Annotated in this window: 17 protein-coding genes; 10 read left to right on the forward strand and 7 right to left on the reverse strand. The window is 65.2% G+C overall.

Annotation, left to right across the window (positions count from 1 at the left end; all coding sequences use genetic code 11):
- Positions 1 to 79 precede the first annotated feature (79 nt).
- From E7T10_RS11700 to E7T10_RS11715, 4 genes are all read right to left on the reverse strand, one after another.
- Positions 80 to 1,387, reverse strand: a complete 1,308-nt coding sequence (locus E7T10_RS11700; protein ID WP_137721914.1) for a sorbosone dehydrogenase family protein — start codon at positions 1,385 to 1,387, stop codon at positions 80 to 82.
- A complete protein-coding gene (locus E7T10_RS11705) occupies positions 1,384 to 1,809 on the reverse strand; it encodes a DUF2231 domain-containing protein (protein ID WP_137721915.1) in 426 nt (141 codons plus the stop codon). Before E7T10_RS11705 ends, E7T10_RS11700 begins: the two co-directional genes overlap by 4 nt.
- Positions 1,810 to 1,993: 184 nt before the next feature.
- Entirely contained in the window at positions 1,994 to 3,301 is a 1,308-nt protein-coding gene (pelA, locus tag E7T10_RS11710) for a pectate lyase (RefSeq protein ID WP_168189942.1), read from the reverse strand.
- A 29-nt stretch (positions 3,302 to 3,330) separates the two neighbouring features.
- Entirely contained in the window at positions 3,331 to 4,635 is a 1,305-nt protein-coding gene (locus tag E7T10_RS11715; protein ID WP_305781733.1) for a glycoside hydrolase family 28 protein, read from the reverse strand.
- 261 nt (positions 4,636 to 4,896) lie between these two features.
- On the opposite strand from E7T10_RS11715, the gene E7T10_RS11720 reads away from it, so the two are divergent.
- Positions 4,897 to 7,149, forward strand: coding sequence for a glycoside hydrolase family 88 protein (locus E7T10_RS11720; RefSeq protein ID WP_137721918.1), 2,253 nt, complete (start codon positions 4,897 to 4,899; stop codon positions 7,147 to 7,149).
- A 108-nt stretch (positions 7,150 to 7,257) separates the two neighbouring features.
- Here E7T10_RS11720 and E7T10_RS11725 read toward each other — a convergent pair whose 3' ends face one another.
- The 3 genes from E7T10_RS11725 to E7T10_RS11735 all read right to left on the reverse strand — a co-directional run bounded on the left by E7T10_RS11725 (position 7,258) and on the right by E7T10_RS11735 (position 12,674).
- On the reverse strand, positions 7,258 to 10,119 hold the full coding sequence (locus E7T10_RS11725) for a TonB-dependent receptor (RefSeq protein ID WP_137721919.1): 2,862 nt from the start codon (positions 10,117 to 10,119) through the stop codon (positions 7,258 to 7,260).
- A gap of 573 nt (positions 10,120 to 10,692) precedes the next feature.
- Positions 10,693 to 12,024 carry an ATP-binding protein gene (locus E7T10_RS11730; protein ID WP_137721920.1) on the reverse strand — a complete coding sequence of 444 codons (1,332 nt, stop codon included), beginning with the start codon at positions 12,022 to 12,024 and terminating at the stop codon, positions 10,693 to 10,695.
- Positions 12,021 to 12,674 (reverse strand): response regulator transcription factor, encoded by a 654-nt coding sequence (locus E7T10_RS11735; protein ID WP_137721921.1) that lies wholly within the window; start codon positions 12,672 to 12,674, stop codon positions 12,021 to 12,023. The genes E7T10_RS11730 and E7T10_RS11735 overlap by 4 nt, the downstream gene beginning before the upstream one ends.
- 62 nt (positions 12,675 to 12,736) lie before the next feature.
- On the opposite strand from E7T10_RS11735, the gene dsbD reads away from it, so the two are divergent.
- From dsbD to E7T10_RS11780, 9 genes are all read left to right on the forward strand, one after another.
- The gene (dsbD, locus tag E7T10_RS11740) at positions 12,737 to 14,629 is read left to right on the forward strand and encodes a protein-disulfide reductase DsbD (RefSeq protein ID WP_246845997.1); all 1,893 of its coding nucleotides are present in this window, start codon (positions 12,737 to 12,739) and stop codon (positions 14,627 to 14,629) included.
- The gene (locus E7T10_RS11745; protein WP_137721923.1) at positions 14,626 to 15,420 is read left to right on the forward strand and encodes a TlpA disulfide reductase family protein; all 795 of its coding nucleotides are present in this window, start codon (positions 14,626 to 14,628) and stop codon (positions 15,418 to 15,420) included. The genes dsbD and E7T10_RS11745 overlap by 4 nt, the downstream gene beginning before the upstream one ends.
- 22 nt (positions 15,421 to 15,442) lie before the next feature.
- A complete protein-coding gene (locus E7T10_RS11750) occupies positions 15,443 to 16,117 on the forward strand; it encodes a DsbA family protein (protein WP_137721924.1) in 675 nt (224 codons plus the stop codon).
- A gap of 8 nt (positions 16,118 to 16,125) precedes the next feature.
- Positions 16,126 to 17,553 (forward strand): bifunctional UDP-sugar hydrolase/5'-nucleotidase, encoded by a 1,428-nt coding sequence (locus E7T10_RS11755; protein WP_137721925.1) that lies wholly within the window; start codon positions 16,126 to 16,128, stop codon positions 17,551 to 17,553.
- Between the two features lie 11 nt (positions 17,554 to 17,564).
- Positions 17,565 to 18,182 carry a cyclopropane-fatty-acyl-phospholipid synthase family protein gene (locus E7T10_RS11760; RefSeq protein WP_137721926.1) on the forward strand — a complete coding sequence of 206 codons (618 nt, stop codon included), beginning with the start codon at positions 17,565 to 17,567 and terminating at the stop codon, positions 18,180 to 18,182.
- Positions 18,183 to 18,211: 29 nt separating this feature from the next.
- A complete protein-coding gene (locus E7T10_RS11765) occupies positions 18,212 to 18,736 on the forward strand; it encodes a DsrE family protein (RefSeq protein ID WP_137721927.1) in 525 nt (174 codons plus the stop codon).
- Positions 18,737 to 18,835: 99 nt separating this feature from the next.
- A complete protein-coding gene (locus E7T10_RS11770) occupies positions 18,836 to 19,486 on the forward strand; it encodes a peroxiredoxin (RefSeq protein WP_119412811.1) in 651 nt (216 codons plus the stop codon).
- A 64-nt stretch (positions 19,487 to 19,550) separates the two neighbouring features.
- Positions 19,551 to 20,450 (forward strand): MBL fold metallo-hydrolase, encoded by a 900-nt coding sequence (locus E7T10_RS11775; protein WP_137721928.1) that lies wholly within the window; start codon positions 19,551 to 19,553, stop codon positions 20,448 to 20,450.
- Entirely contained in the window at positions 20,450 to 21,223 is a 774-nt protein-coding gene (locus tag E7T10_RS11780; RefSeq protein WP_137721929.1) for a substrate-binding domain-containing protein, read from the forward strand. The genes E7T10_RS11775 and E7T10_RS11780 overlap by 1 nt, the downstream gene beginning before the upstream one ends.
- The last annotated feature ends 33 nt before the right edge of the window (positions 21,224 to 21,256 follow it).

Below are 21,256 nucleotides of genomic sequence, written 5' to 3' on the forward strand. Positions count from 1 at the left end.
CGGGGACTTTTCTTATTCGGCTATGTGTCGAGGACATTAGCGACTTCCCTCGCCCTTGCCGGGCGAGGGAAAAGCCGGCCTATCGCGCAGGCGCGATGCGCCACACCGTGTTCGACAGGTCGTCGGCGACAAACAGCACACGTTTGTTTCCATCGAACGCGACGCCGACAGGACGCCCGCGCGCCTTGCCGTCCTTCAGGAAGCCTGTGGCGAAGTCGACGGGCTGACCCGCCGGACGGCCGGCGTTGAACGGCACCCAGACGACCTTGTAGCCGGACGGATCCTGCCGGTTCCAACTGCCGTGCATGCCGATGAAGGCGCCATTGGCGAACGACCCGCCAAAACCACCATTGCGGGCGAAGTCCAGGCCCAGGGCGGCGACGTGCGATCCCAGGGCGTAGTCCGGCCGGATGGCCTTGGCGACCATCTCGGGGTTCTGCGGCATCACGCGCGGATCGCGATTCTGGCCCCAGTAGCTGTAGGGCCAGCCGTAGAAAGCCCCGTCCCGCACCTGGGTCAGATAATCTGGGACCAGTTGCGGCCCCAGTTCGTCCCGCTCATTGACCACCGACCACAACAGATTGGTCGTGGGCTCGATGGCCAGGGCCGTTGGATTGCGAATGCCGGTTGCGATCGTGCGCCGTGCGCCGGTCGTCCGGTCGATCTCCCACACTGTGGCGCGCTCTTCTTCGACGGCCATGCCGCGCTCGCCGATATTGGAGTTCGAGCCGGTGCCGACATACAGCTTCGACCCGTCCGCGCTGGCGGTCAGGGACTTGGTCCAGTGGTGGTTGATGCGCGAGGGCAGTTCCGTCACCCGCTCGGCGGGCGTGGCGATGCCGGTCTGGCCCGGCTGGAAGGCGAAGCGAACCAGCGCCCCCTGTTCGGCGACATAGAGATAGCCGTCGACGTAGGCCAGGCCGTAGGGCGCATCGAGGTTGTCCACCAGAACGGTCCGCAGTTCGGGCGTGCCGTCATTGTTCGCGTCGCGCACCAGGGTGATGCGATTGCCGCCTTTGATCTTGGTGTTGCCCTGCTTCTTGATGACGCCGGCGATCACATCCTTGGGCCGCATGGCGGGCGCATGGCCGCCGCGCCCCTCGGCGATCAGGACGTCGCCGTTGGGCAGGACCAACATCTGACGCGGAATCTTGAGATCCGTGGCGAAGGCGCTGATCGTAAAGCCCTGCGGCACCGTCGGCGTCTCGCCGTTCCAGCCTGCCGGCGGGCTGATCTTCATCGGCGGCACCAGCGTCTCGTTGACCTTTGGCAGGTCGGGCGTCGCGCCGGTCTGATTCAGTTTCGGATCGCTGGCGTTGCCGCAGGATGCGACCGTCAGGGCCATGGCCAGGGTGGCGGCGCTGGCGGCGAGCAGGTTCTTGTTCATCGGACGCTCTCCCGCGCGGCATAGGCGGTCCAGCCGGCGACCAGGACCAGGATTGTGCAGAGGATCGACAGGATCAGACCAAAGGCTCCGACAGAGCTCCAGGCGTCCTGGCTGTGTTTGAAGGCGTTCACCAGCCCCAGCACCCAGGCCAGCGCAAGCGCGACCAAATGCACCGTCGCCCGACGTGAACACCCGTGGCGCAGGCCGACGACGAAATCAAAGATCGAAAACAGCCCGGCGAACCCGCCGAACACCAGCGCGCCGGTGATCAGCCAGGCCGAGAAGTTCGTCCATTGGACCTCCGCCGTCTTTAGATAGGCGATGTCGGTGAACAGGGCGAAGGTGAACAGCGCGATCGGAAACGCCAGCAATAGCCAATGCAACGGTCGAACGACCGCATCCTTCAGTCCATGGGTGCTCATGCCAGCCCTCTCCGTAAAGTCTGGCTTGGCTAACCGTCGGAACGGAAAATGGTTCACATCGGCTTTTGCCGCGCCGATCTTGTAGCGTTGAAGTTAGGGGCGCGCTCTCGCCTTTGGTAGCTCACAAACTGCGTCGCGGATGCGCCGTCAGACCGCATCGACAATGCCGATCAGCGTCTCGGATTTACCCGACCCGATTGGACCAATCGGCGTAAAGGTCCAGCGCCTTCTGCGGCGATGAAATCCACCAGGAATAGCCGTTGCGCCTTCCGACAGAGATTTCATTGACGTCGTTGTGGATGGTCTGATCCTTGTCGCCGAAGATGGGACGCCCGGTCACCAGATCGTAATTGCGAGACCAGATCGGACCCGCCCCGGCCTTGTCGATCAGCTTGCGTCCGTCGTCGGTCATTTCGAAAGACTTGTCATAGACACGCATCGCCTGAAGCCATTCAGCGGCGCCGCGAACGGCGGCCTTGATCTCCGGCGACGGGTTCTCCTCGCCCATGAGGAAGATCAGGATATCGGTTGTTTCGCCGCTTGCGATAGATCGCGGCTCGTAGTTCCGGGCGCTGGTTGGCACCAGTCGCATGGGCTCGACCTGCTGCGGCCAGCCCAGCAGTCGATCCCCCTGACGCACCTGTGCCGCGAGGATCACGTCGATCGCCTTCCGGGTCGCCTCGGCCGCCTGTGTCTCCAAGTCAGCCGGCACGAAGTCGAAGCCCTCAGCGCCATGGGCGACATCACGAAGCAGCATGGCCGCGTTCGCCACCGCATTGTCATTGAAGGTGATGGAGTCGTGGAAGCCGCCTTCGAGCGGCCAGATCTGAGGCCAGCCGCCATTGGGATATTGCGCGTTCAGAAGATACCGCACGCCTCGGATGACGCTGGCGCGCCAGGCGTCGCCGTCGCGTCCGGGCGCGTGCGCGGCGACCTTGGCCAGGAAACGCATTTCCGACCACGTCGCCTCGTTGTCCAACGTGCCAACGAAGGTCCAGAAGCGATCCGCCGGCGCATCAAAGTTCGCCGGGTTCTGCTCCATGGTTTCGGCATCGTTGGAGAACCGCTGACCCGGCAGGCGCGCAATGCTGCGATCCTGGTTTTTGCTCCATCCGCCGGCTGGCGTCTGGAAACTGACGATCGCATCCGCGACGGCCCGGGCGTCGGCCGTGGCGTACCAGTCGGCAGGCCGATCCAGCGGCATGTTGTAGTGGGCGGGTCCGACGGCCTTGGGCGGCGGCGGCGGAGCCACTCCGGCGGGAAGCTCGGCCGCGAGCGCAGCGCGGTCGGCCAGATGCTGGGCTTGGGAGCGTGCCAGATACTCGGCCCACGGACCACGCTCCGCGTCGGGCAAGGCGCCAATCCTGTCGCTGGTCAGGCCCACCGCCGGCGTGTTCAGCCGCAGGACTTCAGCCTGAGCAACGCCGCAAACGCCCGCCACAAGCGCGACCGCGCCAAATGCCAGGATCGAACAGGCGGATAGGATTTTCATCGCGCTAACTCCCACAACTTTTTGGTTTTTCATGCTTGTCTGGATCGCAGGCCAGTGACGCCGGACGACTTGGTCACCTTGAGGCCTTGGCCGTCCAGGGTGTCGATGTTGCAGTCGCGGAAGCGCCAGTTCTCGGCATTGGCGATGGCGCCCGCATCCTGCACGTCCCAGTCCAACCGTTCGAAAATGAAGTCTTTCAGCGGCGCTTCAGGATAGGCGGCGGCGGCGAATCCGACTTTGCCGCCGACGGCCTTGATGTTCGACAGCCGAACATCGTGGATACGGGGAATGCCCTGTTCACGCGGCACCGGCGTGGCGAGCGCGCGCCAGTAATCCGGCACGTCCGCAATGCCGTCCGGAATCTGGGCGTAGCTGTAGTTTGGGTACCAGTTCAGATTCACCTGCATCAAGGTGCGCACGTCCTGCAGATGGATGTCGCGCAGGCGGATGTTGGAAATCACGCCGCCGCGTGTGTGGCCTGATTTGAAGAAGATCCCCAGCGGCACCGGATACTCGATCCTCAGCCCAGAGACTTCGATGTCGTCAAATCCGCCAGATGTCTCCGATCCGAAGGTCATCCCGGCCAAGGCGTCACGGACGATGCAGTCGCGAATCTTCACCTGACGGCATGGCCGTGCCACGCGCAGCCCGTCCCAGTCGCGTCCGGCCTTTATACACATCGCGTCGTCGTTGACCGACAGGTCGCATCTCTCGACCAGCACCCGCTCCGATGAGTCGATATCGATGCCGTCCGTCGAGGGGCCGCGTCCGCCGATGTTATTCCTGATGATCAGGTCGGCGACCTTCACATCCCGCGAATAGCAGACGTGGACGGTCCAGAACCCCGATCGCGCTAGGTTCAGACCGGAAACCTCGACCTGCTGTGAATCGTAAACGTGGATCAGACGCGGACGGCGGCAGTCGTAGTCGGCCGCCCATCGCAGGTCGCGCGGATCATAATCGCGTCGCAGCGCCCAATAGGAGTCCCAGAAGACCTTTCCGTCTCCATCGACCAGACCCTCGCCCGTGATCTTGGCGTTCTGTTGCTGATAGACATTCAGCAAGCCGGCGGGCCAGTCCATCTCAACGCCTGCAACACGCGTGCGAACCATCGGATAGGCGGTCAGATCCTGAACGCCACGCAGAGTGGCGCCGCGTTCGATCGACAAGGTCACCCCCGACTTCACGAATAACGAGCCTGACAGGTACAGACCGGGCTTCAGGACCACGACCCCTCCGCCCTGCCCTGCCGCTGCGTCGATGGCGGCTTGGATAGGACGCGTGTTGATGGCGACCCCGTCACCCACCGCGCCATAGTCAGACGCGTCGAACATGCGCAAATGGCTCGCCTGTGCAAACGCCGACGTCGCTCGCGTAAAGGCGCTCACGACACCCAGTTGCAGAAGCGTGCGGCGATCGGCGCGCATCTAGATTTCCCACATTCTGTTCTTTCGTCTCACAATAGTGGACGATATAAGGCTGGCAAGAGATACCGATAGTTGATCGTCAGAAATTGACACCGGTTACGTTGCGGCTCGCTGTCCAGGTGGGCCACCAACCATCATGCGCCGCCCGGAGCAGCGCCGGAGGAAAACATGGCCCTGCCAACCCGACCCTGCCTTGGCCTGATTGCAGTTTTGATGAGCTCGGCCGCCCTGTCCGGCCCCGTTCTAGCGCAAACGGTCGCAGTCTTGCCGCCGGGCGTCGAGGCTGAATGGCTGGCTGACCGCGATCGCCCCGCCCTCTACACCGACGTGGCAGGCGTGCCGTCTCGCGAGAGCACGATGGCGGCTGTCGAATATGTCGCCTCCTCGCAAATCGCCGCCATGGCCGCCGAGCCGCTCGCTCTATCGACTGGCAGCAACCTGACGCAGATGTCATCGAACTGGGTCGCAGCCACCTTTTACGTCGGCGCCTCGCGACTTGCGCGCGTCTCGGACGACAGGAGAACCCTGCGCTTTTTGAGCGCCGTGGCCGATCACTACAACTACAGTGTACGTGGCGCGCGCTCGGGCAAGACGATGCTGAACGCCGACGATATCGCGATCGGCGATCTTTACGAAGAACTCTACGCGCGTCGTGGACAGGAGGGCGTGCTGATGCCCCTGCGTCAGCGGCTGGACTGGCAGGTCCCCTATCTAGCCAGGGCGGAAGACACACCGGCGCTGGTCTGGTGGTGGGCCGACGCTCTCTATATGGCGCCCCCGGTCTTCGCCCGGATGACCGCGATCACGGGCGATCCGAAATATCTGAACGCCGCAGACAAGGAATGGCGACGCACAGCGGCGCGGCTGTGGGTCGAGGACGAAAAACTCTTTCTGCGCGACGAACGGTTCAAGGACGAGAACCATCGTGACGCTGATGGCGACCGCATCTACTGGTCGCGGGCCAATGGCTGGGTCATGGGTGGTTTGGTGCGATGGCTGGAGTCCGTGCCTACCGATTTCGCCGGGCGCGGCTTCTATGTCGACCTCTTCCAGAAGATGGCCGGCAGGATCGCAGGTCTCCAGCAAGAGGACGGACTGTGGCGCGCCAGCCTGCTGGATCCCGAAGCCTATCCCGAGGCTGAAACCTCAGGCTCGGTCTTCTATGTCTACGCCCTGGCCTGGGGCATCAATCACGGCCTTTTGGATCGCGACACCTACCTGCCGCATGTGTTGAAAGGGTGGGCCGGCCTGAACCGCCATGTCCTTGCGAACGGCCTGGTGGGCGCGGCGCAGAAGACCGGCGATCAGCCCGTGTCAACCGACCCTGAGGACGTCGGCCTCTATGCTTCAGGAACCTATATTCTGGCCGGGCTGGAAGTCGCGTCTCTGAATGACCCAGTTCGCTCTCTGCCATTAGCGGAACCCACGCGCGACACGGCCGCAGTGATCGCCGCGACCACCCCTGTCCCACCCGCCCCTGTGACGGTCGTCGGCGCAGAAGAAATCCGCCGTCGAGACGCCGAGATGCGTGCGACCTCGGCGCTCTCCTACGATCCATCCGCTCTGAATCGACCCTCGAGCATCGAACCGCTGGAGCCGCCGCCGGAGGATCAGCAGCGACCGCGCGCCGTCGCCCGCTTCGCGCCAGATCGTTTGGATGACCTGCTATGGGAAAACGATCGCGTCGCTCACCGCATTTACGGTCCCACGCTTGAAGCGCGCGAGGCGCCCTCTGGCTCGGGCATCGATGTGTGGGCCAAACGGGTCCGCTATCCGTTTATGGACCGCCAGCTGAAGTTCCCGAACTATCACGTCGATCGCGGTGAAGGCCTGGATTATTACGATGTGGGACGCGGCAGAGGCGCCGGGGGTCTGGGCATCTGGTACGACAACAAGCTCTGGACCAGTCGCAACTTCTCCACCTACCAGATCGACAAAACCGGCGGCGACGAGGCGCGGTTCAGCGTGACCTACCGGCCTTGGCCTGTCGACGTCGTGCGCACGGTTTCAGAAAGGCGTGAGTTTAGCCTTCCGTTAGGCTCCAACTTTACGCGAATGACCTCCACTCTGACCTCGAACTCCGACGCACCGCTGATCGTCGCGATCGGCATTTCGAAGCGCAGCAACGCCAACGGACGAGGCTTCGTCACGCGCGACGCCGCACACGGGCGTCTGATGTTCTGGGAGCCTGAAAACCCCGAGCATGGCTCGCTCGGCATCGCCCTGGCGGTTGATCCCGCAACGGTCGAAGGCTTCACCGAAGACGCTGACAACTATCTGATCCTGGTGCGGGTCACGCCGGGTCAGTCGTTCACCTACTACATGGGATCGGCGTGGGATCGCGGCCTGGACTTCGCCACGCGCAGCGCCTGGGAAGATTTCGTCGCAAACCAGAGGTTCGATTTCCGCCAAGGCGACTAGCCGGCAAGCGAAATTCTGTCGCCGCGTCGCGCGGTTCGGCCGATGTCAAAAGAAGGGCGGCGCCGGTTATACCGACGCCGCCTGTCTTATCTCGCCGATCTGTTGGGATCAGAAGCGATACCGCGCGCCGATGTAAACCTGGCGGCCAGTGTGGTGATAGACATAGGTGCTGTCACGCGGCAGGCCGATGTCGCCGTGGTTCTGACGATTGGCTTCGTCGGTCAGATTCAGCCCCTCGACAGAAACACTGAGGTTATCGGTCAGGTTATACGATGCTGAAGCGTCGATCGTCGTGGTTTCGGTCTTGCCCTGATACGGGATCAGGCCCGTGGCGCCGTTTGAACCCGGCACGTTCTGGAAGTAGGTGTCGCGATAGGCCGCCGACACACGCGCATTGAACTTGCCGTCGTCATAATACAGCGTCGCGTTCCAGGCGTTTGGCGACAGGTTGACCAGGTCCGCCGTCACGAAGGCCGCGCAAGTTGCGGTGACGCAATATTGAATCTCGGATTCAACGTGCGTGTAGTTCAGCTGCGTACCGATATTCGACAGCAGGCTGGGCAGGAAGGAGAAGGTCTGCTGATAGCTGATCTCGAAGCCTTTCAGCGGGCCGCCCGGCGTGTTGGCGGGCGTACTGAACTGATAGATGTCGCCGGCAGGACGACCGCCCGCCGGGAAGGCCACAGGGTTCAAGGCTGTCAGTTGGCTGTACGACAGCGGTTCGGTGGTCGTCTGCACATAGGTCGAGATGTCCTTGTAGAAGTAGGCGAAGGACAGCAGAGCTTCAGGCGCGAAGTAATATTCAACCGACAGGTCGTAGGTCGTCGCCCGGTAGGGTTCCAGCTCGACATTGCCCAGCGAGGCCGTGTTCGTGGCCGCTCCGGCCGCGCTCAGCGTGAAGACTGGAACCAGACTGGTGACAGGCGGTCGCGCCATGACCTTGGCGGCGCCCACGCGCACGATCAGATCCTTCATCGGCTCGATCGACACGTTTAGCGACGGAAGGGTGTCGTCATATTCGTTCTCGCCCCGGACCGGCGTCGCAACACCACCGACGTTGGAATAACCCAAGGCGTCGACCTCGGTCTTGACCTGACGCACGCCGACGTTGCCTCGGAAGGGCACACCCATGATTTCCGTGTCCCAGTCGGCCTGCACATAGGCGCCGGTGTCGGTCTCGGTCACGTCACGCCAGTTGCCATAGGTGGACGGATTGCCGTTCAGGCCGATCAGTCGGAAATCACCGCCTGCTACGCCCGTGTCGCAGTTGCAGTTGTAGTTCCAGACTGTTTGCAAGGCAGCCAAATCCGGCCGAACCCAGCTGGTCGCAGCGCCTGACGGTAGATCGAGATTGCGACCGAAGCCGCTCAGCAGATTGGTGACCGAAGCCATGCTCGTGCCCGCCGGCAGCGCTGGCGAACCGTTGGCGTTGTTCGGGCGCGCGAAGGCGCGGCTGCTCGACTCGTATTCCTTACGGCTGACGCCCGCTTTCAGTGTGAGCCAATCGCTTACGTCAAAGGCGAGGTTGGCCTCACCCGTCGTATAGACGTTTTCCTGGAAGTTCGAACTGATGCGCAGCTCCGAGCGGGGCTGGGCGCCGGTCGGTCCGACGACGCTCCACTGCGTGGGGTCGGCGACGTTGAAGCCCCAGTTGATCGCCGGCAGATTGCGGTTCTGACGGAAATCATAGGAATAGCCATCGACGTTCTGGCGATCGATGATGGCGCTAACCTGGACCGGGTTGGCGAAGCTGGATTCCGCGCGACCGATCAGGCCGTCGAACCGCAGCCGATCCGAAAACTCGTGCTCGACCCCGAAGGTCATCTGCTTGAATTCGGTTTCCAGCTCGTCAAACCGCTGCTCGCTGCGGATGTCCATGTCGTCGAGCTGGGCGTAGATCATCTCGCCAGTGTCGGGATCGATCTCGAAGCTCATGATGTCGACCTGCGGCTTGCCGCCCTGATCGGCGCCACGGCTGAGCGACCACGCTTGCAGGAAGTTTTCGCTGCGCGTCGAATCCAGCTTCGAGTACAGCATGTCCATCGTGAACAGGGTCGGACCATTGCCGGGCCGGGCTTGCACCGACAGCGTCGCGCCCAGACGTTCCTGGCTGTGCTCCAGGCTGCCATAGCGCGGGATGCGAGGGTGGTAGGTGCGCGCGGCGTTCGGCAGGACAGCGCCATTCTGGAAACCGCCGTCGGCGCTGGCAGGTCCCCAGCGCACCGAGCTGAAACCTTCCTCCAGACTGTCGCGCTCGCTGTAGGCGATCGAGAACAGAGCGCCGATCTGGTCATCCGCCCAGGTGTTCGAAATCAGACCGGCGAAGCGCGGGCTCCAGTCCTGCGACAGATCGTTGTAGCCGTACTGGCCAGACAGCGCGCCCTGGAAGCCCATCTTGTCGAATGGACGGCTGGTGCGCAGATCGACGGTCGCCCCCAGCGACCCCTCTTCCGTCTCGGCCGAGGCGGTCTTGCGCACCGTGATATTGTTGAAGAGCTCTGAGGCGAAGACATTGAAGTCGAAGCCACGACCGCGATTCACCCCGCCCGACGAGTCGGTGGCGCCGGTCGATGCCTGGGCCTCGATGCCGTTGATCCGCGTGCGGGTGAACTCCGAACTCAGACCGCGGACGGTGATCGACCGGCCCTCGCCCGCATCGCGGTCGATCGAGACGCCGGGAATGCGCTGGATCGACTCAGCCAGATTGGTGTCCGGGAAATCCGCGATGTCCTCAGCAGAAATGGCGTCGACGACGCCGGCTTCGCGGCGTTTGATGTTCAAGGAATTCTGAAGGCTGGCCCGGAAGCCCGTGACGACGATGTCATCGACTTCTGCAGCGTCATCCGTCTGAGGCGCAGCGACCTCGGCCGTTTGGGCGGCGGCGTCATGCGCCATCATGGCGAGAGCTAGCGCGCCCAGCGACGCGGTGGCGACCAGGGCGTGGCGCGCGAATTTGTGGCGTTGGATCATTCTAGTTTCTCCTCCCAAGTGGTGCGCTTCAAGGATCGAACGCCCTCGTTCACGCCTCCCGCTGCTGACGGGAGACACCGGTGTCAAAGCGAGTTGGCCGCCTGACTGCTACCGGTGTCATTCATGTTTAGTCATATTCCGCCGCGACTCGCAAGCAGGTGACGATCCTGATGGCGGATTTGTAATCTCGTTGAAGCGCGCGGGTTAAGCGGGAAAGCAGTTGCAACCTGCACGCCGGCGCATTGTGCGGGTTCGAAGAATACCTGCCACTTGAAAGAACCGAAGGACGCCTCTCCCTATTCCCACTCGATTCTTCATTAGACCAGAAGGCGCTGATTTATCAGCGCCTTTTCTCTCATCCGCGCACCAGACCGCGCGAGCTACCGTCACTTGGACAGCGCTTTTGAATTCATTGGTGAAATTCGACGTAATAAAATTCTAGTGATGTCGCCATCAATCGGCAGGCAACTCTGCTTCAAGACCAACCAGCACCGCTATGACAAGCGAATAGGCAGTTGGACTATACCGTATCATCAAACCGACAACAGACGCCACTGAAGCCGGTTGATACCGTCAGTCTCGCTTGGTCGAGTTGCTCAAAGACTCCGACGCCTGCTCCGGAATTGTCACCTCAACACGAAGACCGCCTCCTGGTGAGCGCAAGAACTGCACCTGTCCCCCATGGGCCTTCACAGTGGCGAGGACGATAGAGAGGCCCAGACCGCTCCCTCCGGTAGGGGCATTCGACGCGCGGAAAAAGCGCCGTCCCAAACGATGCAGATCCGAGAAGGCCACGCCCGGTCCGTCGTCCTCGACGATCAAGCGTCCGGAAGTCGGGTCGTAGCTGATCAGGATTGAAGACTCTGCGTGTGCCTGTGCGTTGGCGAGAAGATTGGCGGCCGCTGCCCCGAAGCGATCTGGATCCACGTTGAGCAGAGCGTCACCATCGACAAACGAGACCCGACCATCGCCTTCCGCTCCTGCAAACAGCGCTCGGAGCGTCACCCAGCGGCGATCCTCGTCGCTAACCGGCATCTCGTCCTCGCGCGCCAGGGCGAGAAGCCCCGTGACGAGGCGGGCGGTGCGATCGACGGAAGTCTGCATCTGCTCCAGCGCGCGGCTTCGAACGGCAGGATCCGAAGACGACGCCGCAATCTGCGCCTGGACACGCAGCCCTGCCAGAGGCGTACGCAACTCGTGCGCGGCGGCGGCCGTGAACTCGGCCTCGCGACGCCGCGCTGCGCCAAGGCGTGACATCAGGTCGTTCAGCGCCAGGGCGAAGGGACGGAGTTCGCGGGCGTCCGGCGATACGTCCAACGCCGTCAGATCTTCCGCATCCCGTACCGCAAGGCTGCGGGTCATTTGTCGAATAGGGGCCAGCCCCCGCCCGACCGACCACCAGATCAGCACGCCCAGCGCCAGCAGACCGAGGACCGCCGGACCGATCAAGGCGGTGACGACATTGCCGACCAGGTGTTCGCGAACGGCCAGATTGTCCCCGACCATAACCCGGAAACCGGCGTCACGATCATGCACAGTATAGACGCGCCAGCGCTCGCCCCGGATCGTACGTTCAGAAAATCCGTCGTCGCCTCCTTCCGACAATCGCTCCGCAGGCGCGCTTTGGGAACGGCCGATCAGATCGCCTTCAAGCGACCAGATCTGGCAGGAGAGCTGACGGTCGTAGACATCGGCGGCCCCGGTGTCTGGAGCTTGGATCGCCGGGCGCACGCTGCCGGCCTGCACCAAGGACGACACCATGCGGGCCGACTCCATCAGGCGCCGGTCCAGCACTCGTTGCACTTCGGCCCGGGTCTGGATTTCGACCCAGACGACCGCGCCGCCCCAGACCAGGGCGGTCACGAGCGCCAGAGTTACGAATAGACGCAGGCGAATGGAGCTCATTGCAGGGTGTATCCTACGCCGCGCACGGTGCGGATGAAGCCGGCTCCCAACTTGGCCCGCAAATAGTGGATGTGCACTTCCACGGCGTTGGAGCCGATCTCCTCCTGCCAGCCGTACAGGCGTTCTTCCAGCTGACTGCGCGAGAGGACCTGTGCCGGCCGTTCCATCAGCGCCTCCAGGATGGCGAACTCACGTCTCGAAAGGGGCAGGTCCCCCTCTTCGCGCCAGGCCAGACGCGACTTGGGATCGAGGGTCACCCCGCCGTGACGCAAGGCGGGGGTCGAACGTCCGAGCAGGCGACGCCGCACCGCGCGCAATCGCGCGGCCAGCTCGTCGAGATCGAACGGTTTGCCGACATAATCGTCCGCGCCGGCGTCCAGACCCACAATGCGGTCCCGACTGTCATCGCGCGCCGACAAGACCACCACGCCGACATCCATGTCGCGCTCTCGAACGAAACGCAGCACCGAAAGGCCGTCGCCGTCAGGAAGACCCAGGTCCAGCACGACCGCATCGAACGCCGAGCTTTCCAGCGCCGCGAGGGCGTCCTCGACCCGCCCGACGACCTCGACCGTCCAGCCACAGGCGCTGAGCCCAACCTGGAGGCCGTCGGCGAGAACGGGATCGTCTTCTATGGCGAGCAATCTCATGCGGCGTGACGTGGAAGTTCCGGCTTAAGCCTGACTTAAGCTCGCTTGCCGACGAGATGGCCATGAGGTTTTTCCGCCGACTGCTGCCCGCCGCTCTCGCAATCCTGTCCTTCGCCCTGCCGGGTTCGGCTCTGGGTCAGGCTCCGCTTTCGCCCGACAAGGCCTTCGCCCTGACGGTGACGCGCGAGGCCGACGGCGACCTGGCCTTCGCCTGGAACATTGCGCCTGGCCATTATCTCTATCGTGACCACACCGTCGCCAGCACGCCGGGCGGGAAGGAGTCTCTGCCGCTGGAACTGGCCGGCGGCGAAACCAAGGACGATCCGGGCTTCGGCGTCGTCGACGTCTGGCATGACGCGGGCCGCGCGACCTTGTCAGCGCAGACGTTGACGCAGGCGGGCGAGCCGACGTCGGTCAACATCACCTATCAGGGCTGCCTCGAAGACTCGATCTGCTACCCGCCGATGACGCGCACAATCGACGTGCCGACCCGGCCGCAGGCTGACGTGACCGCGCGGGAGGCCGATGCGCAGACCGCACAGGCCGCGGCCATGCTGGCGATCCAGGCGCCGGGCGCTACACCCGCGCCCGAGAACGACGAGGGAGGAGCGGCGCCTTCGCCGGTCGCGTCATCGCCGGCGGTCACTCTGGACGCCAACCCGGGCTTCGTCGATCGCCTGGCGCTGCAGGGCGGGGCGACCTGGGTCCTGCTCGCCTTCTTCGGCTTTGGCGTGCTGCTGGCCTTCACGCCCTGCGTCTTTCCCATGTATCCGATCCTGGCCGGCGTCATCGGACGCGGCGTGGACGGGCGCGGTACGCGCCGAGGCCTGATGCTCTCGGTCGCCTATGTGCTGGGCCTTTCCATCGCCTTCGCCCTCCTGGGCGTCGCGGCCGCCTGGTCCGGACAGAACCTGCAGATGGCGCTCCAGTCGGTTTGGGCCGTGGGCGCTCTGGCTGTCGTCTTCGTCATCCTCGCCGCCTCCATGTTCGGCGGCTTCGAGCTGCAACTGCCCTCGGCCTGGACCAGCCGCCTCTCCCGCGACGGCGGCGAGGGCCGGCGGTCCCTTCCCTCAGCCGCAGGTCTGGGCTTCGTCTCCGCCCTTATCGTGGGCCCTTGCGTGACCGCGCCCCTGGCGGGCGCCCTGCTCTATATCGCCCAGACCGGCGACGTTGGGCTGGGCGCGGCGGCCCTGTTCTTCCTGGGCCTGGGCAAGGGGGTGCCCTTGATCGTGTTCGGCACGGTCGGCGCGCGCTTCCTGCCCAAGGCCGGGCCGTGGATGGACCGGGTGAAAATGCTGTTCAGCTTCATCTTCCTGGGCATGGCCTGGTGGCTGGCCGGCCGCATCCTGCCGCCGACGGCGACGCTGGCTTTCGGCGCGGCGCTGGCGCTCGGTCTGGCGGCCGCGCTCGGCCTGTTCCAGCCGCTCAGCCCGAACCTGAGAAACGGCGTCGCCCGTGTCGCCGGCCTGGCGGCCGCGACCTGGGGCCTGTTGCTGCTCGTCGGACTCAGTCTCGGGGCGGACGACCCTTGGCGTCCGCTTGAGCCCCTGGCGCGTCCCGCCGGAGTTGCAGCCGCCGCGCCGGTCGAAACCGCAGCGGTCGTGCTGGATCAGACGGCGCTGGACCGCGCCGTCGCCGATGCCGGCGCGCGCGAACGTCCCGCCCTGGTCTATTTCACCGCCGACTGGTGCGTCAGCTGCAGGGTGATCGAGCGGACCGTGTTCGAGGACCCCGCCGTCATCGCCGGCCTTTCGAACACCGACCTCATCAAGGTCGACGTCACGCGCAGCACGCCCGAGGCCCGCGCGCTTCTTGAGCGGCACGGGGTGGTCGGGCCGCCGACGATGATCTTCCTGTCGCCCTCGGCGACCGAGGCGCCGGGCAGCCGACTGATCGGAGAGATGTCGGCCCAAGACGTCGCCTCCGCCCTGCATATCGCCGGAGCCGCCGCATGAACGCCATCACCCTGGGCCCGCTCGTCCTGTCGGGAGAGCGGTTCGCCATAATCGCCGGCGTGTTCGTCTTCATGATCGGCGCCGGACTGCTGGCCAGCCGGGTCAGCCCGCGCTTCAACCTGTGGAGCACGGTCCTGGTCTTCGGCGGTCTGGCCGCCGCCCGCCTCGGTCACGTGGCGACGCACTGGGAGTATTTCGGGGCCGACCCGTGGCGAGCGCTCGCGATCTGGCAGGGCGGGTTCAGCTGGATCTGGGTCGCGCCGGTCGTGATCCTGACCACGACCCTGCTGCTGCGCACGACGCGCGAACGCGCCTGGGCCATTGCGCCTGTGCTGGCCAGCGCCCTGGTTTGGACCACCGCCCATCAGTTGGCCTCGGCGACGCAGCCCATGGCGCCGCCCGCCCTGACGCTGGCCGCGATGGACGCCCCGCCCATCAATCTATCCGCTCCGGGCGACCGGCCCACGGTCATCAATCTCTGGGCCACCTGGTGCCCGCCCTGCCGGCGCGAGATGCCGGCTTTGGCCCAGGCCGAAAAAGCCCATCCGAATGTGCGCTTCCTCTTCGTCAACCAAGGCGAGGGCGAAGCCGGCGTTCGCGCCTTTCTGCAGAGCCAGGGGCTGGCCCTCGACCATGTCCTGTTCGACGAGGCCATGGCGGTGCCGCGCCACTACGGCACGGCCGGCATTCCGGTGACCCTGTTCCTCCACGCCGACGGCCGTCTGGCCAAGGCCCACATGGGGGAAATCGCCCCCGAACAGATCGCGACCGAAATCGCGCGTCTGCACTGATCTCTCGCCTCACGGAGCTTTCATGAACCGCACCTTCGCCCCTGCCCTCGCCGCCGTTCTGGCGCTCGCCGCCTGCGGCCCCGCCGACGCCGATAACGGCGCGGCGCCCGCCAATCCCTCCGCCGCCTCTGGACAGGACATGCCGCCCATCGCCCAGGTCGGCTTCAACGACCTGCTTCGCGATCCAGCCGCGCCCTTCATCGGCGCCGAGAACGCCGATGTGACCCTTATCGGCTTCGTCGATTACAACTGCCCCTACTGCAAGAAGATGCAGCCTGAGATCGACGGCCTGCTGAAGGCGGACCCCAAGGTGCGCGTCCTGTACAAGGACTGGCCGATCTTCGGCGACGTCTCGGAGACCGCCGCCCGGACCGCCCTCGCCGCCGCCTATCAGGGCAAGTACGAGGCCGTCCATAACGCCTTCATGCTGTCGCCGTCGCGCATCGGCGACCAGGCGGACATCACGCGTCTGGTCCAGTCGGCCGGCGTGGACATGGCGCGCCTGAATCAGGACCTGGCCGATCACCGCGCAGACATCGACGCGGTGCTGGACCGAAACGGCCGAGAAGCGGCGGCCCTGGCCCTGCAGGGCACGCCCGCCTTCATCATCAACGGCAATCTGATCCCCGGCGGCATGCCCCAGGCGCAACTCGAAGCGGTGATCGGTCGTATCCGCTCCGGACAACCGCTGCGCTGAGGCCGACCATGATCACCTTGACCCTGCTCCAGCTGAACGACCTGCACGGCTATCTCGAGCCGCATCCCGAACTGGTGCGCACCGAAGGCGGCTGGCGGTTCGAACGGCTGGGCGGGGTCGCCCGCATCGCGCGCCTCTTCGAAGAGGCGCGCGCCGAAGGTCCATGCCTGACCCTGGATAACGGCGACACCTTCCATGGCACGCGGGTCGCCGTCGCCAGCCGGGGCGAGGCCTTGGTCCCGATCATGAACGCTCTGAAGATCGACGCCATGACGGCGCACTGGGAGTTCGCCTATGGCCCGGCGGGGTTCAAGGCGTTGGCGGCGCGACTGGAGTACCCCGTCCTGGCCGCCAACGTCTTTCGCAAGGACGACGGCGCGCCGGTGTTCGACGGGCGATGGGTGTTCGAGCGCGGCGGTCTGAGGATCGGCGTGATCGGCCTGGCCTGCCCCATCATCGACAAGACGATGCCCCCTGCCTTCTCCGAAGGCGTGCGGTTTGAAATGGGTGTGGCCGAAGCCCGCGAGCAACTGCACCAGCTCCGCGAGGAAAAGGTCGATCTGGTCGTCCTGCTGTCGCACCTCGGCTTTCCGCAGGATCTCAAGCTGGCCGCCGAGACCCCGGGCATCGACGTGATCCTGAGCGGCCACACCCATAACCGCCTGCACGAGCCGGCCCGCGTCGGCGACACCCTGATCATTCAGTCCGGCTGCCACGGCGCCTATATCGGCCGGCTGGACCTGGAGATCGCAGACGGCCGCGTGTCCCTGCGCCGCCATCGGCTCATAGCCGTGGACGCCGGCCCCGAAGACGATCAAGTCGCCGGCCTGGTGGAGACGGCCCTGGCGCCCGAGCGGGAAGGTCTGGCCCGCATCGTCGGCCGCACGGCCATCCCCCTTCACCGCTACGCCATGGCCAGCGCGCCGATGGACGACGTCCTGCTGGCGGCGGCGGCGCAGGCGGCGGGCGTGGACATCGCCTTCTCCAACGGCTGGCGCTACGGCGCGCCCGTCGCGCCGGGACCGGTCACTCTGGGCGACCTCTACAATATGGCGCCGATGAACCCGCCCATCTCGCGCACGACGCTGACCGGGGCCGAGTTGAAAGCGATGCTGGAAGAGAATCTGGAGCGCACCTTCGCCGCCGATCCGTATGAGCAGATGGGCGGCTACATCAAACGCTGCCGGGGCCTCACGGCCTTTGTGAAGCTGGAGAATCCCAAGGGGCAGCGCCTCGACCGCCTACTGGTCGGGGACCGCCCTGTCGAGCCGGAGGCGGACTATCCGGTGGCCTTCGTCACCGCCCAGGGGGTGCCCGAACATTACGGGCGAGACCGCCGGACGCTCGACATCGACACTGTGGGCGCGCTTGAATCCTGGTTCGCCGACCATACGCCCGGCGAGACTGATCTGCCTGCCAGCGTCCTTGTCATCTGAAGGAACACCCTATGGACTCCGTCGCCGCCCGCGACTTCTGGAACAGCCGCTATGACCGCCAGGACTATCTGTTCGGCGAGGCGCCCAACGCCTTCCTGGCCGCTCAAGCCGAACGGCTCAAGCCCGGCATGACCGCCCTGGCCATCGCCGACGGCGAGGGACGAAACGGCGTTTGGCTCGCCGAACAGGGCCTGACTGTCACCACCACGGACATCGCCCCACGCGCGATCGAGAAGGCCCTCGCCTTGGCCGAGCGACGCGGCGTCACACTGGACGCCCGGTTGGCGGACCTCGAGACCTGGACCTGGCCGCACGACGCCTTCGACGTCGTGGTCGCCGTCTTCATTCAGTTCGCCCCGCCTCCCCTGCGCGACCGCATTTTCGAGCGTATGAAGGCGGCCGTGAAGACTGGCGGCCTGATCCTGCTGGAGGGCTATCGGCCGGAACAGATCGCCTATGGAACGGGCGGTCCGGGGCAGGTCGAGAACCTCTACACCGAGGCGCTGCTCCGCGACGCCTTCGCCGACTTCGACATCCTGCAGCTGAAAAGCCACGACAGCGACGTCTCCGAAGGCGCCGGCCATAGCGGCCGGTCCGCCCTGATCGATCTCGTCGCCCGCCGTCCCTGACCCCGACCGCCCGCACACCGGAACCCGCCATGAAGACCCTCCTAATCGCCCTGTCCCTCGCCACCTCCCTGGCGGCCTCCCCGAGCCTTGCCCAGGCTGTTTCAGGCTTCGGCGGCTTCAAGCCCCTGCCCGAGGCCGGCGAACAGCCGGATCCGTCGCGCGTCTATCGCGTCATCTTCGACGTCTCCCAGGGCGGCCCGGACGACAAGCCGCTGAAGGGGCTGGATCGCGTCGCGCGGCTGGCGAATATGCTGGCGGCGGGCGGCGTGGACGCCGACCACCGTCAGATCGTCGTCGTGCTACACGGCGCCGCCACCCCTGCGGTCCTGTCCGACGCCGCCTGGGCCGCGCGCGGCAAGGGCGACGCCAATCCCAACAGCGCCCTGATCCGCGCCCTCATCGCCGCCGGCGTCCAGGTTCGGCTGTGCGGCCAGGCCATGGCGGGGAACGGCATCGCGCAAGCCGACCTCGCACCGGGCGTGAGCGTCGATCTCGCCGCCCTGATGACGGTCATCCACTTTCAACAGGCCGGATATGCCCTGGTTGTGAACTGACGGCTCGGCATAGTCGGAACCTTCCCTCGCCATAAGAACTATTAGTTTGTGTAAGTGTGTATGTAAGTGTTCAATGGGGCGTCTGAAGGAGACATCGACATGACCGGACTGCCCCGCCTCAACGAACCCGCCCCCGACTTTCACGCCCGCACCACGCACGGGGATCGCAGCTTGGCCGATTACCGCGGCAAATGGCTGATCCTCTTCTCCCACCCGTCGGACTTCACCCCGGTCTGCACGACCGAGTTCATCGGCTTCGCCAAGCACGCGGATGAATTCGCTGCGATGAACTGCGAGCTCCTGGGGCTCTCGATCGACAGCATCTTCTCGCACCTGGCCTGGACCCGGAACATCAAGGAGAAGTTCGGCGTCGAAATCCCCTTCCCCATCATCGAGGATCTGAAGATGGAGGTGGCCCAGGCCTACGGGATGATTCACCCCGGAGCGGCCGACACCTCGGCTGTCCGCGCTACCTTCCTGATCGATCCGGAAGGCAAGCTGCGCGCCATGGTCTACTATCCCATGAGCAATGGCCGCAGCATCGAAGAGTTCGTTCGGCTGCTCACCGCGCTCCAGGCGTCCGACGCCAACGGGGTCGCGACGCCTGAGAACTGGCGCCCTGGCCAACCGGCCATCGTCCCTCCGCCCAAGACCGCCGAGGCGGCCGAGGCTCGCGCCTCCGAGGGTTACGTCTACACCGACTGGTATTTCTCGACGCGCGACCTCCCCGACGCCCCGAAAGCCGCCTGATCGGACGCTGGCCGGACCTCGCAAGCGGTCCGGCCCTTTTCTTCTCAAACCAAACGGAGCCTTCATGCAGATCATCGACCACGGCGGAGCGCGCATCGCGGCGCTCCACGACAAGAAGACCGGCAGTTGGCAATATGTCGTCTCCGACCCGGTCAGCCGCAAATGCGCGATCATCGATCCGGTCTGGGATTTCGACGAGAAGGCGGCGGCGACCTCGACCCGCAACGCCGACGCCATCCTGGACTACGTCAAGGCGGAAGGCCTGACGGTCGAATGGCTGCTGGACACCCATCCCCACGCCGACCACTTTTCGGCCGCGCCCTACCTCAAAGAGAGACTCGGTGCGCCGACCGCCATCGGCGAGAAGGTCATCGGGGTCCAACGCCTCTGGAAGGACATCTACGGCCTTGACGACGACTTCCCGGCCGACGGTCGCCAGTGGGACCGTCTCTTCAAGGCCGGTGATACGTTTGCTGTCGGCGGCCTGTCGGGGCGGGTCATCTTCTCCCCAGGCCACACCCTGGCGTCCATCACCTATGTGATCGGCGGCAACGCCTTCGTCCACGACACCCTGATGATGCCCTATGCCGGCACTTCGCGCGCCGACTTTCCGGGCGGCGACTCCAAGGCCCTCTATCGAAGCATCCAAGACATCCTGGCCCTGCCCGAGGAGACCGGCGTCTTCGTCGGCCACGACTACGGTCCCGATGGCCGCGAGCCCGCCTGCTTCAGCACCGTGAGAGAGCAGAAGGCGGACAACATCCATGTCGGCGGCGGACGCGGAGAGGCGGATTTCGTGCGGCTTCGCGACGGGCGGGATGCCACCCTGCCCTTGCCGAACCTGATGCTCTACGCGCTTCAGGTGAACATCCGCGGCGGGGTGCTGCCGCCGCCCGCGCCAGATGGGCGGGTCTATTTCAAGATCCCCGCCAATCACTTCGCCCCGCCCCAGGAGAACTCTTGATGCGTCTTTCCACCCTGGCCCTAGCCGCCCTTTTGAGCGCGACGGCCCTGGCCACCCACGCCCAGACGCCCGCCGAACCTCTTCATGTCTACGGTCCAGGCGGCCCCGCCCCCGCCATGCGCGACGCGGCGAAGGCTTATGAGGCGCGCACCGGTCGCGCCGTGGCCGTCGTCGCCGGACCTACGCCCCAATGGCTGGACCAGGCCAAGGCGGACGGCGACCTGATCTTCTCAGGCTCCGAGACGATGATGACCGACTTCGTCAGCGCTCTGGAGGGCCGCATCCGCGCCGAGGCGGTCGAGCCGCTCTATCTGCGCACCGCCTCCGTCCTCGTTCGGCCGGGAAATCCGAACGGCATCGGCGGCCTGGAGGATCTTTTCCAGCCGGGTCGCCGTGTCTTGGTCGTCAACGGTGCGGGCCAGAACGGCCTGTGGGAGGACATGGCCGGTCGCACCGGCGACATCGCCAAGGTGCGCGCGCTGCGTCGCAACATCGTCGTCTACGCCCGCAACAGCGCCGAGGCCCGACAGGCCTGGATCGACGACCCGACGCTGGACGCCTGGATCATCTGGGGCATCTGGCAGGTCGCCAATCCGGACCTCGCTGATGTGGTCGAGGTCGAAGAGCCCTATCGCATCTACCGCGACGCCGGCGCTGTTGTGACCGAGACCGGCCGCCAGGACGCCGACGCCCAGCCGTTCCTCGACTTTTTGAAGTCCGACGAGGGGGCCGCCATCTTCGCGCGTTGGGGCTGGCGGACCGGCCAACCTTAAGCCTGCCTTAAGGTGAACCCTGCCGTGTCGGCG

This window comes from Brevundimonas sp. SGAir0440 (assembly GCF_005484585.1).
GTDB lineage: Bacteria > Pseudomonadota > Alphaproteobacteria > Caulobacterales > Caulobacteraceae > Brevundimonas.

Excerpts from the sequence above, each read along its gene's own strand:
- E7T10_RS11700 (WP_137721914.1), bottom strand. The coding sequence starts at position 1,387 with ATGAACAAGAACCTGCTCGCCGCCAGCGCCGCCACCCTGGCCATGGCC.
- E7T10_RS11705 (WP_137721915.1), bottom strand. The coding sequence starts at position 1,809 with ATGAGCACCCATGGACTGAAGGATGCGGTCGTTCGACCGTTGCATTGG.
- pelA (WP_168189942.1), bottom strand. The coding sequence starts at position 3,301 with ATGAAAATCCTATCCGCCTGTTCGATCCTGGCATTTGGCGCGGTCGCG.
- E7T10_RS11715 (WP_305781733.1), bottom strand. The coding sequence starts at position 4,635 with ATGTTCGACGCGTCTGACTATGGCGCGGTGGGTGACGGGGTCGCCATC.
- E7T10_RS11720 (WP_137721918.1), top strand. The coding sequence starts at position 4,897 with ATGGCCCTGCCAACCCGACCCTGCCTTGGCCTGATTGCAGTTTTGATG.
- E7T10_RS11725 (WP_137721919.1), bottom strand. The coding sequence starts at position 10,119 with ATGATCCAACGCCACAAATTCGCGCGCCACGCCCTGGTCGCCACCGCG.
- E7T10_RS11730 (WP_137721920.1), bottom strand. The coding sequence starts at position 12,024 with ATGAGCTCCATTCGCCTGCGTCTATTCGTAACTCTGGCGCTCGTGACC.
- E7T10_RS11735 (WP_137721921.1), bottom strand. The coding sequence starts at position 12,674 with ATGAGATTGCTCGCCATAGAAGACGATCCCGTTCTCGCCGACGGCCTC.
- dsbD (WP_246845997.1), top strand. The coding sequence starts at position 12,737 with ATGAGGTTTTTCCGCCGACTGCTGCCCGCCGCTCTCGCAATCCTGTCC.
- E7T10_RS11745 (WP_137721923.1), top strand. The coding sequence starts at position 14,626 with ATGAACGCCATCACCCTGGGCCCGCTCGTCCTGTCGGGAGAGCGGTTC.
- E7T10_RS11750 (WP_137721924.1), top strand. The coding sequence starts at position 15,443 with ATGAACCGCACCTTCGCCCCTGCCCTCGCCGCCGTTCTGGCGCTCGCC.
- E7T10_RS11755 (WP_137721925.1), top strand. The coding sequence starts at position 16,126 with ATGATCACCTTGACCCTGCTCCAGCTGAACGACCTGCACGGCTATCTC.
- E7T10_RS11760 (WP_137721926.1), top strand. The coding sequence starts at position 17,565 with ATGGACTCCGTCGCCGCCCGCGACTTCTGGAACAGCCGCTATGACCGC.
- E7T10_RS11765 (WP_137721927.1), top strand. The coding sequence starts at position 18,212 with ATGAAGACCCTCCTAATCGCCCTGTCCCTCGCCACCTCCCTGGCGGCC.
- E7T10_RS11770 (WP_119412811.1), top strand. The coding sequence starts at position 18,836 with ATGACCGGACTGCCCCGCCTCAACGAACCCGCCCCCGACTTTCACGCC.
- E7T10_RS11775 (WP_137721928.1), top strand. The coding sequence starts at position 19,551 with ATGCAGATCATCGACCACGGCGGAGCGCGCATCGCGGCGCTCCACGAC.
- E7T10_RS11780 (WP_137721929.1), top strand. The coding sequence starts at position 20,450 with ATGCGTCTTTCCACCCTGGCCCTAGCCGCCCTTTTGAGCGCGACGGCC.